This window comes from Alteromonas sp. a30 (assembly GCF_026788005.1).
Taxonomy (GTDB): Bacteria; Pseudomonadota; Gammaproteobacteria; order Enterobacterales; family Alteromonadaceae; genus Paraneptunicella.
Map to the genome: position 1 here is coordinate 158699 of NZ_JABEPE010000003.1, position 20803 is coordinate 179501.

General features: G+C 44.0%; 17 protein-coding genes. 5 read left to right on the forward strand and 12 right to left on the reverse strand.

Translation table 11 applies throughout. From position 1 onward, the window contains the following. The first annotated feature begins 9 nt into the window (after positions 1 to 9). The gene (locus HJG39_RS04645; protein ID WP_268407340.1) at positions 10 to 2388 is read left to right on the forward strand and encodes a DNA polymerase II; all 2379 of its coding nucleotides are present in this window, start codon (positions 10 to 12) and stop codon (positions 2386 to 2388) included. A 150-nt stretch (positions 2389 to 2538) separates the two neighbouring features. On the opposite strand, the gene HJG39_RS04650 is transcribed toward HJG39_RS04645, so the two are convergent. Next, on the reverse strand, positions 2539 to 3468 hold the full coding sequence (locus HJG39_RS04650) for a DMT family transporter (protein WP_268407343.1): 930 nt from the start codon (positions 3466 to 3468) through the stop codon (positions 2539 to 2541). Between the two features lie 214 nt (positions 3469 to 3682). On the opposite strand from HJG39_RS04650, the gene HJG39_RS04655 reads away from it, so the two are divergent. The 4 genes from HJG39_RS04655 (at position 3683) to HJG39_RS04670 (ending at position 9291) form a co-directional block, all read left to right on the forward strand. Then, positions 3683 to 4297, forward strand: coding sequence for a hypothetical protein (locus HJG39_RS04655; protein ID WP_268407345.1), 615 nt, complete (start codon positions 3683 to 3685; stop codon positions 4295 to 4297). Positions 4298 to 4629: 332 nt separating this feature from the next. Further along, complete coding sequence (gene fadB / locus HJG39_RS04660) at positions 4630 to 6783, forward strand: fatty acid oxidation complex subunit alpha FadB (protein ID WP_268407347.1); 2154 nt, start codon at positions 4630 to 4632, stop codon at positions 6781 to 6783. 15 nt (positions 6784 to 6798) lie between these two features. Continuing rightward, a complete protein-coding gene (fadA, locus tag HJG39_RS04665; protein ID WP_268407349.1) occupies positions 6799 to 7962 on the forward strand; it encodes an acetyl-CoA C-acyltransferase FadA in 1164 nt (387 codons plus the stop codon). Between the two features lie 378 nt (positions 7963 to 8340). Further along, entirely contained in the window at positions 8341 to 9291 is a 951-nt protein-coding gene (locus tag HJG39_RS04670; protein WP_268407350.1) for a hypothetical protein, read from the forward strand. Positions 9292 to 9378: 87 nt separating this feature from the next. Here HJG39_RS04670 and HJG39_RS04675 read toward each other — a convergent pair whose 3' ends face one another. From HJG39_RS04675 to mutL, 11 genes are all read right to left on the reverse strand, one after another. Continuing rightward, the gene (locus tag HJG39_RS04675; RefSeq protein ID WP_268407352.1) at positions 9379 to 10362 is read right to left on the reverse strand and encodes a GGDEF domain-containing protein; all 984 of its coding nucleotides are present in this window, start codon (positions 10360 to 10362) and stop codon (positions 9379 to 9381) included. A gap of 58 nt (positions 10363 to 10420) precedes the next feature. Next, positions 10421 to 10846: a VOC family protein gene (locus HJG39_RS04680; protein ID WP_268407353.1), complete on the reverse strand. Its 426-nt coding sequence runs from the start codon at positions 10844 to 10846 to the stop codon at positions 10421 to 10423. A 1-nt stretch (position 10847) separates the two neighbouring features. Beyond that, positions 10848 to 12227, reverse strand: a complete 1380-nt coding sequence (locus HJG39_RS04685) for an aldehyde dehydrogenase family protein (protein WP_268407354.1) — start codon at positions 12225 to 12227, stop codon at positions 10848 to 10850. 218 nt (positions 12228 to 12445) lie between these two features. Then, a complete protein-coding gene (locus HJG39_RS04690) occupies positions 12446 to 13744 on the reverse strand; it encodes an adenylosuccinate synthase (protein ID WP_268407356.1) in 1299 nt (432 codons plus the stop codon). A gap of 149 nt (positions 13745 to 13893) precedes the next feature. Further along, positions 13894 to 14082 carry a DUF2065 domain-containing protein gene (locus tag HJG39_RS04695; protein ID WP_268407357.1) on the reverse strand — a complete coding sequence of 63 codons (189 nt, stop codon included), beginning with the start codon at positions 14080 to 14082 and terminating at the stop codon, positions 13894 to 13896. Between the two features lie 83 nt (positions 14083 to 14165). Next, positions 14166 to 15050, reverse strand: coding sequence for a protease modulator HflC (hflC, locus tag HJG39_RS04700; RefSeq protein ID WP_268407358.1), 885 nt, complete (start codon positions 15048 to 15050; stop codon positions 14166 to 14168). Positions 15051 to 15053: 3 nt separating this feature from the next. Next, a complete protein-coding gene (gene hflK, locus HJG39_RS04705; RefSeq protein WP_268407359.1) occupies positions 15054 to 16211 on the reverse strand; it encodes an FtsH protease activity modulator HflK in 1158 nt (385 codons plus the stop codon). A 35-nt stretch (positions 16212 to 16246) separates the two neighbouring features. Further along, positions 16247 to 17539: a ribosome rescue GTPase HflX gene (hflX, locus tag HJG39_RS04710; RefSeq protein WP_268407360.1), complete on the reverse strand. Its 1293-nt coding sequence runs from the start codon at positions 17537 to 17539 to the stop codon at positions 16247 to 16249. Positions 17540 to 17565: 26 nt separating this feature from the next. Next, positions 17566 to 17811 carry an RNA chaperone Hfq gene (hfq, locus tag HJG39_RS04715; RefSeq protein WP_268407361.1) on the reverse strand — a complete coding sequence of 82 codons (246 nt, stop codon included), beginning with the start codon at positions 17809 to 17811 and terminating at the stop codon, positions 17566 to 17568. Between the two features lie 101 nt (positions 17812 to 17912). After that, positions 17913 to 18848, reverse strand: a complete 936-nt coding sequence (miaA, locus tag HJG39_RS04720; RefSeq protein WP_268407362.1) for a tRNA (adenosine(37)-N6)-dimethylallyltransferase MiaA — start codon at positions 18846 to 18848, stop codon at positions 17913 to 17915. After that, positions 18838 to 20769 (reverse strand): DNA mismatch repair endonuclease MutL, encoded by a 1932-nt coding sequence (gene mutL / locus HJG39_RS04725; protein ID WP_268407363.1) that lies wholly within the window; start codon positions 20767 to 20769, stop codon positions 18838 to 18840. The genes miaA and mutL overlap by 11 nt, the downstream gene beginning before the upstream one ends. Between the last annotated feature and the right edge of the window lie 34 nt (positions 20770 to 20803).

Sequence of the window (20803 nt, forward strand, 5' to 3'; positions counted from 1 at the left end):
TTCTCATTTATGTCAGCAGTTCAATCCAATCGTAATGACATACAACAAGGTTTTATCCTGACTCGTCAGCAGTTTGAGCGTAATGGACACACCTTTATTGAGCTGTGGCTAATAACAAACAACGGACCGCAACGAGTCGTCACACCTGCCGAACCTTTTGTGATGTTTATTGAAACCTCTGATGTTGTCCAAGCTGAACACTTGTTTAAACTGAATAACCTGCCTGTAAACTTTTCCGATGTGGGGCTTCATACCTTTCAACATAAGCCGGTACATGCGATGTATTTGCAAACGCACCAACAACTAACCAATGCACAAGCTTGCTTAACAGGTTCAGGCATAACTTTGCACGAAAATGACATTCGCTTAGTCGACCGTTACTTAATGGAACGTTTTATTTATGGTTCCGCCAGTTTCACTGGTCAAATGGCATCGCGGGACAACACGCTACATCAAGCTAAACTCAAACCAGCTCAGTATCACCCATCCTTTCGCACACTTTCGCTGGATATAGAATGCAGCGAATACGGTGAACTATACTCGGTTGGTTTAGCAGCAGAAGATTACCGCTGTGTACTGATGATTGGTGATGCCGAAGCGCATCCCGAGTCCCAAAAATGGATTCATTGGACGCAAGATGAAAAAAACCTGTTACGCGCACTTTGTGACCAAATTAATCAGTATGACCCCGATATCATTGTTGGCTGGAGCGTAATTAACTTCGACTTTCGCGTGCTTATGAAACGCGCTCAAAAACATCAGGTGCCGATTAAAATAGGACGCGGCAATACCCAAGCACGTTGGCGTGATGGCAGAGAAGACAGTAACCAAGGCTTTATCACCATTCCCGGTAGAATGGTGGTTGATGGCATTGATGCGCTTAAGTCCATGACCTATCACTTCGATAGCTTTAGCCTTGAGTTTGTTTCCCAATCGCTTTTAGGCAAAGGCAAAAAGATTGAAAATGTTCACGACCGCATGGCGCACATTAATCACGACTTTAAACACAACAAAGTGAAGCTTGCCGAATACAACTTGCAAGATTGCGAGCTGGTACTGGAGATTTTCGATCATACCCAATTGTTAGATTTCCTTATTTTACGTAGCCAGCTAACAGGGCTTACACTGGATCGCATTGGTGGTTGGGTAGCCGCTTTTACCAACTTATATTTACCGAAATTACATCGTGCGGGTTATGTGTCGCCAAATCGCCCCAGCGATGGAGCTCTTGCCAGTCCCGGTGGTTACGTTATGAGCTCAAAGCCGGGATTGTATCAACATGTATTGGTGTTGGATTTTAAAAGCCTGTATCCGTCGATTATTCGTACCTTTAAAATTGATCCGATGGGATTAATTGAAGGCTTAAAGAGCAAAGAAACTGCTATTCCCGGTTATAAAGGGGCTTACTTCGACAGGCTAAAGCACTTCCTGCCCAACATCATTACCTCTTTATGGCAGCAGCGGGATCAAGCGAAAAAAGAGAAAAACGCCGCGAAATCACAAGCCATTAAAATTCTGATGAACTCGTTTTACGGCGTCCTCGGTTCTGGTGGTTGCCGCTTTTACGATCCACGTCTTGCCAGCTCCATTACTATGCGTGGTCATGACATTATGCAAACCACGGCTAAATGGATAGAAGCACAAGGATTCGAGGTAATTTACGGTGATACCGACTCAACTTTTGTTTGGCTAAACGGCGATTACGATATGCAGCAAGCTCATGACATTGGCAATAAGTTGGCTACACACATCAATTACCAATGGCGTACTAAGCTGAAAAAAGAGTTTGGTATTGAGTGCCATTTAGAACTGGAGTTTGAAACTTACTTCAGCCGATTCTTAATGCCGACCATTCGTGGTGCGGACACCGGCAGCAAGAAGCGTTATGCCGGCGTAAAGTCCAGTGCTCAAGGCAACGAACTCATCTTTAAAGGTTTGGAAACAGTACGCTCAGACTGGACGGAGCTTGCCAAGGAATTCCAGCAAACGTTATACGCGAAAGTATTTAATGAAGAACCATTGGATGACTATATTCAGCAAACGGTTGAAGCGGTCTATAAAGGTGAAAAGGACCATCAACTGATTTACAAGAAGCGCTTAAGGCAACCGTTGAGCGCCTATGTTAAAAACGTGCCTCCTCATGTGAAAGCTGCAAGAATTGCGGACCAACATAATCAGGCTATGGGACGAGCTCTTCAATATCAGAACAAAGGTGATATTTGTTATGTTTTCACGACTAATGGTGCAGAGCCAGAGGAATATAGGCAAAGTCCGATTGATTACGAGCATTACATAGAAAAACAGTTAAAACCGGTCGCAGATGCCATTTTGCCTTTCATCAGCCGCAACTTTGATGAAATCACCTCTCGCCAACTTGGGTTGTTTTAAGCAGACAAGCTCAAAAACGAAGGTTTATTCACTTTCAAAAAGCATACTTTTCAAGGATGCGACGGCGACTTTGAGAAAGTGAAGCCGCCTTGCGTTTACGCTCCACCTCCTGCGGCTGAGGGTCTGCGCTACACCCAAATATTCACACTCCTAGCTTGCTGTCGAAACCGCCAATTGACGCTTGTTCTTCATGTTGGCAATCACAATGCCGGAAATAATCATCACACCACACACCAGATGATAAGACTCAATGTGCTCGCCTAAATACAAGCTACCAAGAATGCCGCTAAAAATTGGGATACAGTAATACACCATTCCCGCTTTCGAAGGACCAATTGCTGCAATCGCTCGATTCCATAAAATGTAGGCGGCAAATGAAGCGAAAACACCAAGGTAAGACACGGACATCATTAAACTGCTATCCCATTGAATAGGTGCTTTAGTGGTCAACTCCCACACATAAAGCGGTGCCAACATTAACAAACCGATAACGAAAGTACTGAGCTGAAACGACCATTGACTAATTTGCTCTGGCTTTTTCTTTAACAAAATGCTGTACACCGCAAAACATGTGGCGGCCATTAGCATCCAAATGTCACCCGAAGTAAAGGCAACATGCATCAGCATTTCTGGATGACCACGCGTGATCAACACCAAAACTCCCACAACAACAATCACGATCCCAAGCACTTTATTTTTGGTAACGAGGTCCCTTAAAAAGAAGTGCGCAAACACCATCATAAAAATAGGAGAACAAATCGCGATTAACGCCAGATTTAGCGCGTCTGTTGTGTGGCTCGCAAAGTAGATGAGGGTGTTAAATACAGCGACCCCCAGCAAAGCAGCAGAACTTAAATAGAGCAGGTTTTGACGTACCACTGACCATTCGCGCAGTAACGTTGGTAACGCAAAAGGCAACATAACCGAGCAAGCAATGGCCCAGCGCCAAAACGCTAACGAGATAGGTGGAATAGCTTCCATCACTCCTCGTGCAATAATGAAATTTCCAGACCAAATAAGCGTTGCGCCAATAGCAAAGAGATAGCCAGAAAGCGCAGCTTGTTGAGAAGGTGACGACATATTAAAATTACCCAAATAGCAGGTGTAAACTTAGCTGCGGCGGATTATACAGACTCCAAACCAAAAATCCTGACCACTTGGTCAATTTGTTATTTCAAGTGTAAACTTATTTAGTACAGTGAAATTTTCGCCTCCCATTTTCGAGTCATTTTTGTACCATTTTTATCACTGGCTGCTACACTCATACTCTTTTGAAATATGAATTAAAACAACCATGATTAAACACACTCTTTATGCTTTAGCTGTGATTTCATTGACCAGCTGCGCAGTGATTATTGAGAAACCCCACAAACAGTCAAATAACACACCAGAAACACCTACTTCTGCGGTGGTTTCCCCTGCTACACCAACAACTCAGGCTTGTATCGGCAATACCCAACCACCTGCAAGTGTAGCGGCCTACTTAACCCCCGCTACCAACGATGCATTGCTGCAACAGGCCCTTGGCATGCCAACCAAAGGCGGTTTATGTGCGGGTCAAGTTTACGAAGTCACACAAAGTTTTACGATCTATCGCGCGTGGAATAGCACTAACCCTGGAAGCGAAAAAGGTAATTGGTGGGCGTTTAGCCAACCAGAAGGCAGTACCGCAAAGTACCGTGAAGACTATGAAATTTGTTATCAATGGTCGCCAATTGACATGATGACACAATGTAAAATTGAAGCAGGGACACAAGTCGTTATCGGTCCCGGTCAAAGCGCGTTTTGCAGTCAATATTTGACTTACCCCACTTCAGCAGCGAAGCAAATTTTCATGACTGATGCCGCTAGTGCCACAACTAACTGCAATACATTCCAAGGTGTATTTCAATGGCAACCGCAAAATTAGAACAAAATTAATGTCTTCTCGAAATCGTTTTTAGATCAGACGTTTTCTTAACTGGTCCAACCAGAAAAAACGAAATCGGGGTGTAAATATTTAATTTTATTCGGTTTATTTTGTAGAGCACGAATAGTAGAAAAATTGACTCATCAGGGAGTGAAATAAAAATTTAAACATTTGTTTGAATTTCTATTGCTATTTACCTCTGCTTTTACAACAATGACGTTCCCAAATTTGGGATCTCGCCTCAGCTCGGGATAGTCAATCAAGTTATTTTGTTGCCTATCCCGAGTTGAGGTTGACTCAACTAATCCTGGGTATTTACTAAGGAGAAGATCATGATTTTTGAAGGCAAAAGCCTCAGTGTAACCCTACTTGACGACGGGATTGCCGATATTGTTTTTGACGCTGCCGGCTCAGTCAATAAATTCGATAAACAAACACTCGATGAATTGGCAGAAGTGACCAATTTGTTAAAAGATAACAGTGATGTAAAAGGTGCCATGGTACGTTCAGCAAAAAACGTATTCATTGTCGGTGCAGACATCACGGAATTTGGCAAAATTTTCGCGTTGCCAGATGACGAGTTGCTTCAATGGACTCAGGCTACCGCCAAGAAATTCGATGCATTCGAAGATCTTCCTTTCCCTACTATCGCAGCAATTAATGGCTACGCACTTGGCGGCGGCTGTGAAATGACACTTGCGTGTGACCTACGTATCGCTGACACCAACGCCGCAGTTGGCTTACCAGAAGTTAAACTGGGCTTGATTCCGGGCTTTGGTGGTACCGTAAGATTGCCGCGCGTCATCGGTGCCGACAACGCAATGGAGTGGATGACCACAGGTAAAGAACGTAAACCTCAAAAAGCGCTTCAAGAAGGCGCGGTTGATGCGGTTGTTGCTCCTGAGAAACTACAGGAAGCAGCGCTTGCCATGCTAAAAGATGCCATTGCTGGCAAACTTGATTGGAAAGCACGCCGCGAACTTAAACTTAAGCCACTTACTATGCCTAAGAACGAGCTAATGATGAGCTTTTCTACAGCAAAAGGCATGGTATTCGCACAAGCGGGCAAACACTATCCTGCTCCTCACGCTGTCGTAAATACGCTTGAAAAAGCCTCTGTACTTGATCGTGAAGGCGCGCTAAAAGTCGAAAATGAAGCATTTGCAAAACTGGCGAAAACCGATGCTGCAAAAGCCCAAATCGGTATTTTCCTTGCTGACCAATTTGTAAAAGGTTCTGGCAAGAAGTCCGCCAAGCAAGCAACAAAACAATTCGATCATGCTGCGGTACTTGGTGCTGGCATCATGGGTGGTGGCATTGCTTACCAAGCAGCCCTTAAAGGCACAAAGGTAGTGATGAAAGACATCGCCGAGCCTGCACTCGAATTAGGTCTAAACGAAGCCGCAAGCATCCTTGGTAAAGGTATGAAGCGTGGCAAGGTTGACGCCAAGAAAATGGCAGCAACACTAAACAACATCACGCCTTCGTTAGAATACAGCGCGATTAAAAACAGCGAAATTGTGATTGAAGCTGTTGTTGAAAATGAAAAAATCAAAGGCTCTGTATTAAAAGAAGTTGAAGAAAACGTAACAGATGGCACCGTTATTTGCTCAAACACTTCAACTATCTCTATTACACGTCTTGCAGAAAGCCTTTCTAAACCCGAAAACTTCTGTGGCATGCACTTCTTTAACCCAGTGCATAAAATGCCATTAGTAGAGATTATTCGCGGCGAGAAAACCTCTGAAGAAACCATCAACAATGTTGTAGCCATGTCGTTGAAAATGGGCAAAACCCCGATTGTTGTTAACGACTGCCCGGGCTTCTTGGTAAACCGCGTGTTATTCCCTTACTTTGCTGGCTTTAGCCAACTCCTTCTTGACGGCGCAGACTTTGTTGCTATCGACAAGGTTATGGAGAAGCAATTCGGTTGGCCAATGGGTCCTGCTTACCTACTTGACGTAGTTGGCATCGACACGGCTGATCACGCTAGTGACGTTATGGCGCAAGGTTTCCCAGAGCGTATGCAAAAAATCGGCAACGACCCTGTCACTATGTTGTACAAAGCGGAACGCTATGGTCAGAAAAATGGTGTTGGCTTCTACGAATACAGCAAAGACAAGCGCGGTCGCCCAGTGAAAACGCCTGCTCAAGCAGCTTACGATATTGTTGCTGAACACTCGGCTGATAAGAAAGAGTTTGACGCTGAAGAAATCATGGCGCGCTTAATGGTGCCGATGGCAAACGAAGCGATTCGTTGCTTAGAAGAAGGCATTGTAAATTCTGTTGAAGAAGCCGATATGGCGTTGCTATACGGCATTGGTTTCCCGCCATTCCGTGGTGGTATTTTCCGTTACATCGAGACAATGGGATTACAAAACTTCGTCGCCCTTGCTGAGAAATACGAGCAACTAGGTCCAATTTACCAATTGACCGACTCGTTTAAGCAAATGGCTGCCGATGGCAAATCCTTTTTTAACGTTTAATTGGGGGAACGAAAAATGAAAGACGTCGTAATTGTAGACTGCATCCGCACCCCAATGGGTCGCTCAAAAGGTGGTGTATTCCGTAACGTTCGTGCAGAAACTATGTCTGCTGCGTTAATGACAGGCTTGCTAGACCGCAACCCAAACCTAGATCCTGCCGAGATCGAAGACATCATTTGGGGTTGTGTACAGCAAACTAAAGAGCAAGGCTTCAACCTTGCCCGTAATGCACAACTATTGACTCGTATTCCACGCTCAACAAGCGCGGTTACGGTTAACCGTTTATGTGGTTCTTCGATGGGCGCGCTTCACGACGCGGCTAAGAGCATCATGACAGGCAACGGTGATGTATTCATCATTGGTGGAGTTGAGCACATGGGACACGTTCCTATGGACTTCAATGTAGACTTCCACCCGGGCTTGGCACGATACACAGCTAAGGCTTCAGGTAGCATGGGCTTAACCGCTGAGCTATTAGGTCGCCAAAACGGTATCACTCGTGAGCAACAAGACGCTTTCGGTGCTCGTTCTCACCAACGCGCTCACGCGGCAACGCTTGAAGGCGCATGGAAAAACGAGATCTTGCCTATCGAAGCGCACGATGCTGATGGTCGCCTAATCAAAATTGACTACGATGAAGTAATTCGTCCTGAGTCAACCGCTGAGTCTTTAAGCAAGCTTCGCCCTGTATTTGATCCTGTAAACGGCACAGTAACGGCTGCCACGTCATCAGCTATCTCTGATGGCGCTTCAGCAATGTTGGTTATGTCAGCAGACAAAGCAAAAGCGCTTGGCTTAACACCTCGCGTTAAAATTCGCGCGATGGCAACGGCCGGCTGCGATGCGGCAATCATGGGTTACGGCCCTGTTCCTGCAACGCAAAAAGCATTAAAACGTGCAGGCATGTCGATTGAAGACATTGAATTGGCAGAGTTCAACGAAGCTTTCGCGGCACAAGCGCTTTCCTGCGTGAAAGTCCTTGGCTTGGAAGATAAAGTTGATGACATGATTAACCTAAACGGTGGTGCAATCGCACTAGGACACCCTCTTGGCTGTTCCGGTGCACGTATCAGCACAACGCTTATCAACTTGATGGAAGGTAAAGATAAGTCAATTGGTTTAGCAACCATGTGTATCGGTTTAGGACAAGGCATCGCAACCATTTTCGAACGCGTTTAAGCCTAAAACGAAAGTATCGGAAAACCCAGTTTTATACTGGGTTTTTTTTCGTCTGTTCAAGAGATAAGAAAAACGTTCAATTGCATACAAGCAACTAAAACATGACTTCCCGAGCAACTCGCGACAACCTCTCAACGCCCTGTTTATTTATGAATAGGCAATAACACTGCATCGTTATTTATAAAACCTTTTCATTGCCCAAAGTGTCAACTGCACTTAAGGGCAGTTGCTTGCAAACACAACTCGTAGTTCGATAGTAGAGTGCAAAACCTACTCTAGGATTCATTTTAAACCCATCCCAAAATGACGTGAGGCAGGCCCAAAGCATCTGTTATTGATTGTTTCGAAACACAATTTTTAGTTGAGGGGAAAGAAACCATGCAACCCAAACAATCTAGCATTGAACCGAATAAGGTAACATCCAACCAATTAGGGAAAAGACAAAGTACAATGAAAAGCTTAACCAAATTAGCAATCGCCGTATCGGCACTATCAGTGGCGAATGTTGCTAACGCAGAAGACGTGCTGAGAAAAACTGACGATACGCTAATCACATTAGGAACCCCAATGACGGGCTTTAATCGCCAACTTAGCCGCCCTGTTTGGGACTTTGGAGGCATATTTGGCCCTATCGGTTTCAACTTTGCGTTTGGCTATAACTCAGAGCCTGGTGCCACTACACCATTTGATTTAACAACAGAATCCCCTGCCGATACTATTTTGGCCTCAGGTTTCGATCCTGCTTATAGTTCATTATTTGATCCTCCCGCTCTTGAAGACCAAAACCGTCGTTTTATGGATGTCGGAGTCATTGTTTCCGGTGATGGTACGCGCGCTCCGGTAGGAAACGTGCAAGATGGCGCTCCGTGGGATGCAACTCGCTCTTATCCAAATGAAGACATCACATTAGGTGATTGGATGAAAGTACGCGGCATCATGACAATTAAATGTGATGATGAAGGCGGCGCAACACTCAATATTAAAGCCCGTAACTTAGTTGTGAATGGTGCTTATACAATGTGGGGCGTGTTCGAGCGTGACTTCAGCGGTGACGGTAACATTGATAATATGGCTCCTTCTGCTTTAGGTGGTGCGCCTAACATTGTTGTACCTGATGAGAAAGGCCGAGGTAGCATTACTCGCTTCTTGAACTTCTGTCCGTTAACAGAGCCAACACTTAAGATCGTTACTTTGGCATATCACTCCGATGCGAATGTTTACGGTGCAGTTCCTGAGCTAGGATTGTTAGGTTATCCTGGCGGTACAACAACACATGACCACATCAGCTTTGCGGTAAATGTTGTCTCTAAAGTGCTTCCTGAAGGTTAAAACCTAAGCGCTTGTTTTATTTAGCTAGCGCTACCGTTCAAATGACGAAAAGCCCGGTAACAATACCGGGCTTTGTTGTTTAGAGGGCTAATCTTGCAACGCTAAATCAATGATGCGGTTGCGACCTTGCCGTTTAGCTTGATACAAAGCTTCATCAGCACGGGAAATTAAACTTTCTAGTGGCTCTCCATAAACATACTGAGTAACGCCCGCGGATATTGTTAACTTGGGTAGTCGCTCTTTTGTTTTAGCACTAACGAAACGCAGCTTCTCAACTCGCGTTCGAATATCATCCAAAATGCGATAAGCTTCGCTAGGCTCGATATTGGGAATAAGAATAACGAATTCTTCTCCCCCGTATCGAAAAACCTCACCGCTGGTATCGATGACATCACGAAAGAGCTTGGCAATACGCCTTAAGATAACGTCTCCTATAAGATGCCCATAGTCGTCATTAAACTTTTTAAAATAGTCAATATCCACCATTGCCGCACTTAATTCATTGTCGCCGCTATCACTACGATAGGAGTCAAACATTTTGTTTAACGCCTGACGGTTGAGCAGTTGCGTGAGAGGATCGGTAATGGCTTCTATTTTTGCAGATTCTAATTCATTTCGGATGGTATGCGCCTGTAATTGGGCTTCTTTCACAAACGCCATCATTTCAGCTTGAGACTGTTTTAACTCAACAACAAGGCGCTGGGTTTCTGTAGAATGTTCATCAACTGTTGACTGAACCGACTCATCTAACGCTTGCAACACCTCTGATGACGTTTCACAGCTTGTATGTAAACTATCAATAGCTCCATTCAACTTATATACATTGGACTCATCTTGCGGTGTCTTGTTAACGATAAACTCGTTATATAAAGACTCCAAAACAAATGCGTCCACTTTATTTACGTTTATATAGTCGTCAATAAGCTGAATTAGCTCAGGATTTTCCCCCGATACATATTCATATGCAACCGAGTAATTTACGGGGGTGTAAGTTAAGTTATGCGTATCTAAAAGTTGTATCGCCGACTGCATTTTAGCGCGAGAGTCGGCATGGGAATCATGGTATTTCACTAAATATCTAAACCTGCTAATGAGGCACGTTACTCGCTTTGCTAACATGCCTTCCTAATTAGCTAGCGAACAGCGTATCCATGTCCTTAAATGTTTTAAATTCCAAGGCGTTATCCGAAGGATCGAACAAAAAGAAGGTTCCTTGTTCCCCTGTTTTTCCTGCGAAACGAGTATAAGGCTCGATATACATAGGATAATCATGTTTACTGAACCTATCGGCGAGTTCTTCCCACTGCTGCCACGGCAAAACGATACCGAAATGTGGAACGGGAACTTTTTTACCGTCTACCTGATTATACCCTGCAACTCCGGGCATTTCCTCTACCAAATGAGTAACTAATTGATGACCGTAGAAATTCCAATCAATCCACTGTTGACTGCTGCGACCTTTTTCGCATCCCATTAAACCGCCATAAAACGCATCGGCCTTATCAATATCAGTAACAGGAATCGCTAAATGAAATGGAGATAATGCGTTTGACATACTAGCCCAACCTCTTTAACCACTTTAATTTATTGTCGTTGTAAGGAGGGTAACGTAAATCAACATCCATCATAAAACTGCGTTTCATAACGGCTTTAAGATGGCTAAATGTGTCGAATCCAGCTTGCCCACTATAGCTCCCCATGCCACTGGCACCGACGCCACCAAAAGGTAAATCTTTGTTTGCCATAAACATCATGCCGTCGTTTATACACACACTACCCGCTGACGTCTCATTGAGAAGACGATTTTCTAATCCCATATCTTTGGTGAAAATGTACATGGCCAACGGCTTAGCACGACGATTAATAATAGGAATCGCTTCGTCAATTGAATCTACGGTAATAATCGGCAATAACGGACCAAAAATCTCCTCTTGCATGATGGGAGAAGCCAAGTCTGGATTTAACACGAGTGTAGGCGCAATAAATTGTTTCTGTTCGTCATGCTGCCCACCAAAAACAACGTTCTGCCCTTCTAAATAGTTCACAATGCGTTGCCAATGGCGATGATTAATGATTTTCGCGTAATCTTGGCTAGACGCGCCATTATCAGGCCCATAGAAACGGTTTATTTTTTCTTGCATCGCCGTCATAAACGGCTCGACAAATTGCTTTTCAATAATAACGTAATCAGGAGCAACACAGGTTTGCCCTGCATTCATCCACTTGCACCATGCAATACGGGAAGTCGTAACATCCAAGTTGGCGCTCTTATCAACGACACAAGGGCTCTTTCCACCGAGTTCCAACGTAACAGGAGTAAGATGCTCAGCAGCAGCACGCATAACAATTCGACCAACGGCCTCTCCTCCGGTGTAAAGAATGTGATCAAAGTGCTGTTTAAGCAGCTCAGTGGTTTCTTCTACGGCGCCTTCTATAACGGTAAATGCGTCTTTATCTAAATATTGTGGGACTAATTCAGCTATTAAGGCGGATGTATGAGACGCTAATTCAGAAGGTTTTAACACCGCACAGTTTCCCGCAGAAATCGCTGCAATTAACGGTGCCATAACTAATTGATAAGGGTAATTCCAAGCACCAATAATGAGCACAGTTCCAAGTGGTTGGGGCTGGATGTAACTCTTCCCCGGTTGCGCTACCATAGGTGTTGCAACCCGTCTAGGTTGCATCCATTTGCTCAGTCTTTTTAGGCTATGGTCAATTTCGGAAACCGTGTATCCGACTTCCGCACTCCATGCTTCAAGCTCACATTTATTGAGGTCTTTATCTAATGCTTCTCTTATTTTATCTTCTTGCTCTAAAGTCAGTTTTTTGAGCTGATTTAACTGTGCAATACGCCAGTCAGCACTGCGTGTCTTCCCCGTCTCAAAATATGAGCGCAGATGCTCAACTTTTGGTGCAATGTCTTCTATTTGCATGGCTAGATTCCGTATTGGGAACAGTCCCAAGTTAATGAAAAGTTAACAATGTAGAGAGCTAGTTAAACTAAGACACTCATCCGATGACATCAAGCAGAAAGTGTAATTATTTATTTTGTGTTGAGAGGGAAATGGGAACTTGAAAAGCAAATTATCGCGAGTGATTAGCGTATAAAAAAGGCCACATGATGCGGCCTCTTTTTAAAAATTACTAAGTGCTATACGTCGTATGGGTGACGTAAGATAATAGTTTCGACGCGGTCAGGCCCTGTTGATACGATATCAACTGGTACACCCGTTATCTCTTGTATACGGGCAATATAATCCTTCGCTTGCTGTGGTAAATCTTCATATGTTGTCACACCAAACGTGCTCTGCGACCAACCAGACATTTCTTCATATACTGGCTCAATTAAATCATAGTCATCAGCCGCCATAGGAGGAACATCTTTTACTGTGCCATCTGGGTGTTTATACCCTACACAGATTTTAATGGCCTCTAGTCCATCTAGGACATCTAGCTTGGTTAGGCAGAAACCTGAAATTGAGTTAATTTGCACTGCTCGTTTAATAGCAACAGCATCAAACCAACCTGTGCGACGTTTACGACCAGTTGTTGCACCAAACTCATGTCCTTTAACACCGAGGTGCTCACCCACTTCATCGTCTAGTTCGGTAGGAAACGGACCGCTTCCAACACGCGTGGTATAAGCTTTCACAATACCGAGCACATAATCCAGTTTTAAAGGACCAAACCCCGCGCCTGTTGCTACGCCACCTACCGTTGTGTTTGACGAAGTTACATAAGGATAGGTTCCGTGATCGATGTCTAATAATGTGCCTTGTGCACCTTCAAACATAATACAGTCGCCACGAGCGTGAGCTTTGTCTAGCAAGTCAGTGACATCAACCACCATAGACTTCAAGGTATCAGCAATCGCTAAGGCATCTTGAAGCACTTGATCGTAATTTACTGGATCCGCTTTGTAATAATGTTGAAGGACGAAGTTATGGTACTCCATGACCTCTTTTAATTTTACCGCGAACGACTCTGCACAGAATAAATCCCCAACACGCAAACCACGACGGGATACTTTATCTTCATATGCTGGCCCAATACCACGGCCGGTTGTGCCAATGGCCTTATTACCTCGGGCTTGCTCGCGAGCCTGATCTAAAGCGATATGGAAGGGTAAGATCAAAGGACACGCTTCACTAATGACTAAACGCTCAGTAACTGGCACACCTTTGTCTTGCAGCATTTGCATTTCTTTTAACAATGCCTCAGGACTTAATACAACCCCGTTACCAATAATACATTTAACGTTGTCGCGCAGAATGCCCGAAGGAATCAGGTGTAATACGGTTTTTTCACCATCTATTACGAGCGTGTGACCTGCATTGTGGCCACCTTGATACCTGACAACGTATTTTGCACGGTCAGTTAATAAATCGACGACTTTGCCCTTTCCTTCGTCACCCCACTGGGTGCCAAGAACAACTACATTGTTTGCCATGAAAAGCCTAAAAAATCCTCAAATAAAATAGGCGGGGATTCTAACAAATTTAAACACTGATGTTCATCTTTTTATCGACAAACGACTGCGAGATTAAAATCTGGAGCGTAATAAACTGAAAAGTATGTACTTTTTATCAATTTAACGCTTCAAGTTAAGCGAAAAAACAGCAATATCCCACCTATCAGTACGAGAATACCGCCGAGTTGCCTTAATTGGGAAATTGGAACTTGTCCAAGACTAGAGATGTAATGCCGCCAGCGATTAGGGAATAACATAGGCCCAATCCCTTCAATCACCAACACTAGAGCTAGCGCCGTCCATATTGTCTCCCACATAGTAGTGTTTCTCCTCCCCAATAAAAAAGCACTCTAATTAGAGTGCTTCATCATATCAATTAGTTTACAAAAACCTAATACAGCTATTTGCCTTTTGCCTCTTTCATATATCTAAAGAAGTCACTATCTGGCTCAAGAATCAATACATCTTGCTTGCTGTTAAAGCTGGTTTTGTATGCATCCATACTTCTCAAGAAACTAAAAAACTCAGGATCTTTTGAATAAGCTTCTGCATACACTTTAGCGGCTTCTGCATCCCCTTCACCACGTAGGCGTCGAGCATTTCTATCTGCATCTGCCAGCATAATGGTTACGCGACGATCGATTTCTGCCCGGATAATTTCAGATTGTTCCTGACCTTGAGAGCGGTGCTCTTTAGCAACCGCCGTACGTTCCGCTCGCATACGGTCAAAAATAGAGTTACTGACTTCAAGCGGCAAGTTGATTTGCTTAACGCGCACATCAACAATTTCAATTCCGAGTTCATGTGAACTTTCTGAAGACTGTTCCATTGCTTCATCCATCAGTTCTGAACGTTCCCCAGAAACAATTTCAGGTATGGTTCGTGTACCAAACTCGGAACGCAATCCGTTATTCACCTTTTGCTTTAGCAAGGCTTCCGCAAGCTCCTTAATACCGCCTCGGGTTGCTAAGTAATATTTAGCAAAATCCTTAATACGCCACTTCACATAAGAATCAACGATTAAGTCCTTCTTTTCCGAAGTGACGAAACGATCAGGAGCATCATCCAAAGTTTGAATACGTGCATCAAGTTGACGCACTGTATCAAGGAAAGGCAACTTGAAGTGCAATCCGGGCTCATAAACAATAGTTTCATTCGTTGCAGAGTCACGCTTTACTTTTCCAAACTGAATCACAATGCCCCTGTTGCCTTCTTTTACAACAAAGATAGAACCAAAGCTTAAAAATATGAGCGCAATAATAATGACGATAGTCAAATTTCTCATGAATTAGTTCCTCCCACCGCTAAAACGATCTGAACGACTGCTAGAAGTTGCTGGCGTATTTACCGTTCCCGGTGAACTTGAGCGTAACCCTTCTACAGTATTACGTGAACTCGCAGCAGGACGAGCATTACGATTTTGTTCCATGATCTTATCTAAAGGTAGGTACATCATGTTACCGCTTCCCTTGTTATCGACCATGACTTTGCTCGTGTTGCTATACACTTGCTCCATGGTTTCAAGATAAATACGGCGACGAGTCACTTCTGGCGCAGCTTGATATTGCGGTAAAAGCTCTGTGAATCGAGCAATCTCACCGTTAGCTTCCAAAATAACTCGCTCTCTATAAGCATGAGCATCTTCTTCCATACGACGCACTTGACCACGTGCGCGAGGCTCAATTTCTCTTGCGTACGCTTCTGCTTCTCGAACAAAGCGTTGCTCATCTTCTTGAGCGGCAATCGCATCATCGAACGCAGCCTTAACTTCTTCCGGCGGGCGCGCATCTTTAAAGTTCACGTCGGTTACACTAATCCCCATGTTATAAGGCGAAATAATGTTTTCTAATTCTTCACGAACCTGTTGTCGCACGATCTCGCGTCCACTTGTTAGTACATCATCCATCTCTGAATGACCAACAACATAACGAAGTGCTGAATCTAGCGCTTGTCTTAAGCTTTCATCTGGGCTGGTAACTGCAAACACGTAATCATATGGTTCGATTACTTTGTACTGCACTTCCATTTCAACTCTGACAACATTTTCGTCGCCGGTTAACATGAACCCTGATGCTGGCAGATAGCGAATTGTTTGTACATCAACTGGTGTCACTGTATCAATAAAGGTTGGACGCCATTGTAATCCCGGCTCAACTAATTTACTGAACTCACCAAAACGTAAAACAACCCCTTTTTCGCGCTCTTTTACAGTATAAAACCCACTGATAAACCAAACGATGAGTAGAATGCCGATGACAACGCCTAAACCAGCGCCTCCCAGCCCTTTTCCACCGAAGCCACCACCTTTACGGCCACCAGACCCGCCGAACTTCTTAAAAATATTTTTAAAAATATCGTCTAAGTCAGGGGGACCCTGATCTCGGCCACCTTGGTTTTTCCAAGGGTCTTTGTTGTTATTGTTACTCCCGGGCTCATTCCAAGCCATCGCTTTCTCCGTCAATTAATTGATGAATATTGCTTTTAATGCATTTGCACTAAATACGAAGTCAGGTCACTTTCAGCGCGTTTAACTAAGCGCTGCCAATCCTTTGCTGGCATTTTGACATCGACCAGCCAATCTCCATTGTCGGCGTACGATTCCGACATAATACAGTTCAATCCGAACAATGCTCCGCGCAGTTTACCTTGTTGTGGCGGAATTCGTAATTGATATTGCACCATATTATTCGCTAAACATGAGGTTAACGCTTCCTTTAAGAGCTCTAGACCACTATTTTCTTGGGCTGAAACCCACACTCTAATAGGCTTATCTTCTTCATCTCTATCAATTTTTGGTGCAATACCGTCTAACCTGTCAATTTTGTTACAAATCACTAATTGGGGTACATCACCTGCACCAATCTCATCTAGCACTTCGTTAACTTGATCGATATTTTCTTTATATTTATCGTCAGAATAATCAACAACATGTAACAATAAATCAGCACTTTGGGTTTCTTGCAATGTTGCTTTGAAGGCCGCCACCAAATCATGAGGAAGGTGACGAATAAAGCCTACAGTGTCAGCTAAAATTACGGGCCCTACTTCTTGTAATTCTATTTTTCTGAGCGTTGGGTCAAGCGTTGCAAACAATTGATCCGCAGCGTAAACCCCAGCTTGCGTAATAGCATTAAATAAAGTGGATTTACCCGCATTAGTATAGCCAACCAATGAAACTGTAGGGACCTCATTACGAACTCTTGCTCTACGCCCTTGCTCACGTTGTTTTTGGACTTTCTGTAAACGACGAGTGATCGTTTTAATCCGCTCACGCAATAAACGGCGATCCGTTTCCAATTGAGTCTCGCCGGGACCGCGCAACCCAATCCCGCCTTTTTGACGCTCTAAGTGGGTCCACCCTCTCACTAATCGTGTTGAAATATGCTTGAGTTGGGCGAGCTCAACTTGAAGCTTACCTTCATGAGTTCTCGCACGTTGTGCAAATATATCCAAAATTAGACTAGTTCTATCCAATACTCGACACTTACAAACCGACTCGAGGTTTCTTTCTTGGGAAGGAGATAAGGCGTGATTAAAAATAACAACGTCAGCATCGGTAGCGCTTACCGCGTTAGCAATTTCTTCTGCTTTACCACTGCCTACGAAGAACTTCGCATGAGGCGCACGACGCGAGCCTGTTATAACATCTACCGCACTCACGCCTGCTGATGAAGCTAGCATCTGCAATTCATGCAGATCCTCTCTAGATGATTCATCGGAAAAGTTAATATGAACTAAAATCGCCCGTTCACCGGCTTCATAACGGTCAAACAAGCATTAACCCTCTATCACCATTGTGGTTAGGCGTCATCCCCATCATCATTGTTGTTAACCGACATCGGAATTGCGCGAGCAGGAACAACGGTAGAGATTGCGTGTTTATATACCATTTGGCTAACGGTATTTTTAAGCAAAATAACAAACTGATCGAAGGATTCGATCTGACCTTGCAGTTTTATACCATTCACCAGATAAATGGACACGGGAATGCGTTCTTTGCGCAAAGCATTTAAAAAAGGATCTTGGAGTGATTGTCCCTTTGCCATTATGTGCCTCTCAAATGGATCTTCTAGTTATTGTTTTTCTTACTTCTTTCGCGGTTGTTCCTCAGTATACAGTATTTAATTTGCCTGTATAGTACGAAGGACTAAGGTCGCACGGCTTTAACGTGCTTTACCACTAAATTTATATTTTCGTGATCAAATGTATTCAGCCAAGTAAGGTTTTGCCATCCCCGTAACCAAGTCAACTGTCGTTTAGCCAACTGCCTTGTTGCTGCTATCGCCTTCTCTCGCATTTCCTGCAAGTTTAGCTCACCAGCTAAGTATTGCCACATTTGGCGATAACCCACACATCGCATTGAAGGTAGGTCCAAATTTAAGTCCCCCCTATTCATAAGGGCAGACACTTCTTTTTCCAACCCCATATTTAACATTTCATCAAATCGCTGTTCAATAAGATGGTGCAATGTCGCCCGCTCTTTTGGTGCGATGGCATATTGTAAAAATTGATAAGGAGCGGGATCACTGTTCAATTTCATCAAACGAGACATTGGCTGACCACTAATGCGATACACCTCGATAGCTCGCCCTAATCGCTGGGGATCATTAGGATGGATACGTAATGCCGACTCAGGATCGATCACTTTCAGCTCATCGTGAAGGTGTTCCCAACCTTTTTCTTTAGCTTCCCTTTCAATCGTTTGACGAATATTCATATCGGCAGCGGGGAGTTCAGCAATCCCTTCAACGAGCGCTTTAAAATACATCATCGTACCACCAACAAGCACTGGAATATTACCTCTTGCATGAATATCAGCCATTTCTGCCAAAGCCTCTTTTCTAAAATCGGCAACAGAGTAACTTTCTGAAGGGTCTAAAATGTTAATCAAGCGATGCGGGGCAAGTGCCAGTTCTTCTGCTGTAGGTTTAGCGGTTCCCACATCCATATCCCGATATATAAGTGCGGAATCGACACTAATAATCTCGCATGGTAGTTGTTGTGTTAGTGCAATAGCGAGCGCGGTTTTGCCTGAAGCCGTTGGTCCCATAATTGTAATTGCAAGAGGGTGTTTATTGTTCATGACACACTAACCATTGAGTAAAGTCGAGTTGCTTGGAGGACGGCAGTGCCGTACTTAGCACCTCAACATTTTCTTTTTCACAATGACTTTCAAACCATTGCCAAAGCGAAAACTGCTGTTCTTCTGAATAACACTTGTGGGGCGAAACAATACAATTGATAAATGCACTTTCCAAGGCCAAGCCCGTTGCTAGATCATCTAACAGGGAGTGAATGGCATTGGCCCAATCAAGGTGTCGATACCCTGCGGGAATTTGCCTTAGAACCAATTTCTTATTCACTTGCACTAGCTCAATATTGTAATGTGAGAATTCGGATTTGTGAGCGTTAAACACCTTTCCTTGCTCTGCATTAATTGACACCGCAACGGGCATCAATAATGGCTGAGAAACGGGTACATGCTGACGAAACTCATCAGCCACTTTCAAACGTTCAATTTCAAACGGCGCACAAATGTAAATCGCACTTTGCCAACGCACCAGCATATTGTGCTCATTCAAAGTAAACAAGCCTTGTAAAGACGCATCATCGGTGCTGACTTGATGTAACTTCCCTTCTTGTTGTGTTTTAGCTTGAGCGTGCTTTGGCAAAGGTGATGCTTGCATTAAACGTTGGTAGTTTTGCGCCGCTGCCTCAAATCCCTTTCCTGATTTTTTATGTTCTGGCTGATACCCAGGATATTGCCGACTAGATGATGAATATGCCTGCTGGTGAACTTGATACGCTGGCTGTTCATCAATCTGATCGTGTGTTTGCAACGGCTTAATATATTGATGAGTAGCCTGCTCATCATGAAGTTGAGAATAAGTGTGTGCCGCGTGCTCCGAAGCAGTGCCAGAATAAGAATCGACGTTAATATCAGTTGAGTCGTGCGTTGATGCACTCAAATTTGAATCGTCACCAACGAGCGCATTCATCTGAGAAAGTTGCTGTTGTAGCGTGTCGTTTACCGCCTTGTAGATAAAGTCATGAACTAACCTTGCCTGATGAAAACGCACTTCTTGCTTTGTTGGGTGCACGTTAACATCCAACATATGCGTTGGCATGGAAAGATAAACCACATAAGCAGGATACATATCCGAAGCTATCAACCCGTCATAGGCTTGGCGAATCGCATGAGCGATGAGTTTGTCTCGCATCATCCGACCATTGATATACACATACTGCTGATCATTTTGACTGCGAGCACCTTCTGCCGTTGTTATCCATCCTTCAAATTGGATGTCTTGATATTGGCTGGAGAACTCTATCGCGCTTTGCTCAAAGCTTCTGCCACATATTTGAGTCGCACGCTTTAATCTTGCTGATTCACTTCTTGCAACAGGGAAGTTACGCACAACTTTGTCGTTATGTCGCAAGGTAAAGTGAATATCATAATGACTTAATGCCGCTCGTTTAAACAGCTCATCAATATGCGTAAATTCAGTTTTTTCTGTGCGTAAGAATTTGCGTCGAGCGGGTGTATTAAAAAACAAATCCTGCACATCGACGCTTGTTCCTTTAGGATGCGCAGCGGGAGTCAGTACCACTTCCATGTCTCTCCCCTCACATTGCGCCTGCCATGCTTGCTTCTGTTCTTCTGGACGAGAGGTTAATGTGAGTCGGGACACCGAGCTAATGCTAGCCAATGCTTCACCGCGAAACCCCAAGCTAGCAATGCTTTCTAAGTCTTCTAGGGTGGCAATTTTACTGGTTGCATGGCGACTTAACGCTAACATCAATTCATCCTTAACGATGCCTTTACCATTGTCTCGAATCAGCACACGTTTGTGCCCGCCTTTGATGACCTCAACCTCTATTTTGGTTGCACCTGCATCAATGCTATTTTCCAGCAGTTCTTTGACAACCGAAGCGGGACGCTCAACCACTTCACCGGCAGCAATTTGGTTAGCTAATCGGGCAGGTAATATTTTAATACTCAAAAAGACATTCTCGACTTGATAAAGGTAAACGCGA

Coding starts and splice junctions, on each gene's coding strand:
- HJG39_RS04645 (WP_268407340.1), top strand. CDS start 10: ATGTCAGCAGTTCAATCCAATCGTAATGACATACAACAAGGTTTTATC.
- HJG39_RS04650 (WP_268407343.1), bottom strand. CDS start 3,468: ATGTCGTCACCTTCTCAACAAGCTGCGCTTTCTGGCTATCTCTTTGCT.
- HJG39_RS04655 (WP_268407345.1), top strand. CDS start 3,683: ATGATTAAACACACTCTTTATGCTTTAGCTGTGATTTCATTGACCAGC.
- fadB (WP_268407347.1), top strand. CDS start 4,630: ATGATTTTTGAAGGCAAAAGCCTCAGTGTAACCCTACTTGACGACGGG.
- fadA (WP_268407349.1), top strand. CDS start 6,799: ATGAAAGACGTCGTAATTGTAGACTGCATCCGCACCCCAATGGGTCGC.
- HJG39_RS04670 (WP_268407350.1), top strand. CDS start 8,341: ATGCAACCCAAACAATCTAGCATTGAACCGAATAAGGTAACATCCAAC.
- HJG39_RS04680 (WP_268407353.1), bottom strand. CDS start 10,846: ATGTCAAACGCATTATCTCCATTTCATTTAGCGATTCCTGTTACTGAT.
- HJG39_RS04685 (WP_268407354.1), bottom strand. CDS start 12,227: ATGCAAATAGAAGACATTGCACCAAAAGTTGAGCATCTGCGCTCATAT.
- HJG39_RS04690 (WP_268407356.1), bottom strand. CDS start 13,744: ATGGCAAACAATGTAGTTGTTCTTGGCACCCAGTGGGGTGACGAAGGA.
- HJG39_RS04695 (WP_268407357.1), bottom strand. CDS start 14,082: ATGTGGGAGACAATATGGACGGCGCTAGCTCTAGTGTTGGTGATTGAA.
- hflC (WP_268407358.1), bottom strand. CDS start 15,050: ATGAGAAATTTGACTATCGTCATTATTATTGCGCTCATATTTTTAAGC.
- hflK (WP_268407359.1), bottom strand. CDS start 16,211: ATGGCTTGGAATGAGCCCGGGAGTAACAATAACAACAAAGACCCTTGG.
- hfq (WP_268407361.1), bottom strand. CDS start 17,811: ATGGCAAAGGGACAATCACTCCAAGATCCTTTTTTAAATGCTTTGCGC.
- miaA (WP_268407362.1), bottom strand. CDS start 18,848: ATGAACAATAAACACCCTCTTGCAATTACAATTATGGGACCAACGGCT.